The sequence below is a fragment of the Neisseria sp. P0021.S006 genome (genome assembly GCF_051956895.1).
This window is the reverse complement of record NZ_JBQCWZ010000119.1, coordinates 1-2655: the sequence shown is the minus strand read 5'-3', so window position 1 is coordinate 2655 and position 2655 is coordinate 1. Positions and strand designations below refer to the sequence as shown.

Sequence of the window (2655 nt, the reverse complement as noted above, 5' to 3'; positions counted from 1 at the left end):
GTCCAATACTGCCAATTCGTCGTTCAGGGTTGCATCGGCACGTTTTTGTTCAATCAGAGTCAGAGATTGCGCCAAACCATCTACCGGCACGAGTTCAGCTCCTGCCGCTTTGGCTTTTTCGCCATAGTTGCTGGTCAGGGATTGTGCGGTTTTCACGCCTTTGATGTCATCGATGGATTTGATGTTGCTGTCTTTGCGTACAACCAATACGGCACCGCTCCAGCTGTAAGGCTCGGATTTGTCAAAAGTCGCTTGACGTTCAGGGCTGGTCAGGCCGACTTGGTTGGCGACCACGTCAAAACGGCCAGCTTTCAAACCTGCCATCATAGAGTCCCAACGTGTTTCTTTAAATTCAACTTTGATGCCCAGTTTGTCGGCGACTGCGCGGGTTACTTCGACATCGTAGCCGGTCAATTTGCCGTCTTTGTCGTGGTAAGTGAATGGTGCGTAAGTACCTTCCGTACCGACAGTGATGGTACCTTTGTTGTTGATACGCTCAATCAATGAGCCTGAGGCCGCACCGGATTGTGCCGGAGCAGAAGAAGCTGAGTTGCTACCTTCTCCACCGCAAGCAGCCAAAACTACTGCAGCGATGCTGCCGAGTACGAATTTTTTCAACATGGATTTTTACTCCTGACTTTAAGTGTGTCATTTAGTATTAAAGCGTGCATTCTAAGCGAAACTGCCCAAAATACAAAATACATCTTATGCCTTAAAAGGCCGTCTGAACGCTGATTTGTTCAGACGGCCTTGAATGATGTATAAAAAATTCAGCTTATGCAATTTCAAGCCACATGACTTGATAGGGTTGCAGTACTAAGTCCTGATTCAGAGAAACGGTTTGGCCGCTGATCAAATCGTGCGCTTTGAACGGCATGGCCTGCAAGGTGTGCGCACTGATGGTTTGCGCTTGTTCGCTGAAGTTACCGAATGCCAAAAGCGCGTTGTTGCGCATATAGCCGATGATGTGTTTGTTGTTGGTGTTGAAGGTGACCAATCTACCGCCATTAAAGCGCGGATTGCTTTGGCGGATGGAAATCATATGGCGCAAACCTTGGAAGATTTGACCGGCAGTGGTCGAGCTGTCATGGCGTTGGTTGTACAACTCCTCATTGTAACGAGGACGGTGTGCCCAGCGGCTGTCGTCACTCTTGTTGCTGTCGTTCGACCAGTCGTCGTCGTTGAGCGTACCGACTTCGTCGCCTAGATAAATCAGCGGTAAGCCGCCGGTACTCAAAGCGATACTGTACAAAAGTTTGATGCGCTCAACGGCATATGGATCGTTTTGCGCCAAGCCGACCAATGCTGCGGCTGTACCACTGACACGGCAGTCGCCTGTGCTTGGGTTGTATTGGAACGGTACACCGCGCGCGAAGCTGCCGTCGAAATGGTTGACGAAGAAGCGGTTGAGGAATTGTCGGTGGTCGTAGCCGTGAATACCGAACTGCCATGCGTCCTCATCGGCAAATGTCCAGCCGATGTCGTCATGACTGCGGACATAGTTGACCCATGCAGTATGGTCGGGCAGGTTGTGGCGGTAGGTTAGTGCTTGATGGAGCAGGTTGACTTCGCGTGTGGCGAGGGTGTTCCACAACAATGCCATTTGCAGAGGGTTGTAGCCGATTTGGCATTCGTCTTGGCTGATGTATTGGACAACTTGGTCAGGATGGACGATGGCTTCGGATTTGAAGAACACGGCTGGCGCTGCGATACGCATTACGGAGTTAAACGCGCGAATCAGGGCGTGTGCCTGAGGCAGGTTTTCGCAGCTTGTGCCCATTTGCTTCCAAATAAAGGCAACGGCATCCATGCGCAGAATATCAACGCCCAAGTTGGCAAGGAATATCATTTCGCCTGCCATAGCGCGGAATACCCATGGGTTGCTGTAATTCAAGTCCCACTGGAAGGAGTTGAATGTTGTCCATACCCAGCGTCCGTCTTCCAGTTGGGAGAAGCCGCCCGGGTGTTGGTCGGGGAAGATTTCACGCAGAGTGCGGTCGTATTGGTCGGGCATCCAGCGGTCGGGGAAGATGTAGTAGAAGTTGTCGTAGAGCGGATCACCGGCGGCGCAGCCTTTTGCCCATTCGTGTTCGTTAGAAGTGTGATTGAAGATGAAATCTACAACGGCGGAAATACCTGCTTCGTGCAAGGCGGCAATGACATCACGCAAGTCGTCTATTGTGCCTAGTGCCGGATTGACATCGCGGTAGCTGCTGACAGCATAGCCGCCGTCGCTTTTGCCTTCAGGGCATTTAAACGGGGGCATTAGGTGCAGATAGGTCAGACCCAATTCTTGGAAATAAGGGATTTTGGCTTTCAAGCCTTGCAGATCACCTGCGAACAAATCGACGTAGCACACGCCGCCAACCTGTTTGTTGGACAAAATCCAGTCAGGATCGTTTTCGCGTGCGATATCGATGTCTTTTAAGGATGAGTTGCGTTGGGAATAGCTTTGCCATGCTTGGGCAATCAGTTGCTCCAACATGGGGAGGACGGCTTCGTTGTTGTTGTAAACATTGTCCAGCTCGTGCATCAGTTTTGGGAAGTGTTCCTCAAGTCGTCTGTCAAACTGTTTCCAGTCTTCAGATGTCTCGATGCTTGCACGCTGTTCGGGGGTATAAATCGATAGGGTGCGTTCTTTAAGGTGATGCAAGG

At 51.0% G+C, this 2655-nt stretch carries 2 protein-coding genes; both read right to left on the bottom strand.

All coding sequences use genetic code 11. The features are described 5' to 3' along the window. A partial coding sequence (locus tag ACTHUM_RS11345; RefSeq protein WP_440402913.1) for a transporter substrate-binding domain-containing protein occupies positions 1-621 on the bottom strand: 621 nt, incomplete at its 3' end. A gap of 154 nt (positions 622-775) precedes the next feature. Continuing rightward, complete coding sequence (locus ACTHUM_RS11340) at positions 776-2653, bottom strand: alpha-amylase family protein (protein ID WP_440402912.1); 1878 nt, start codon at positions 2651-2653, stop codon at positions 776-778. Positions 2654-2655 lie beyond the last annotated feature (2 nt).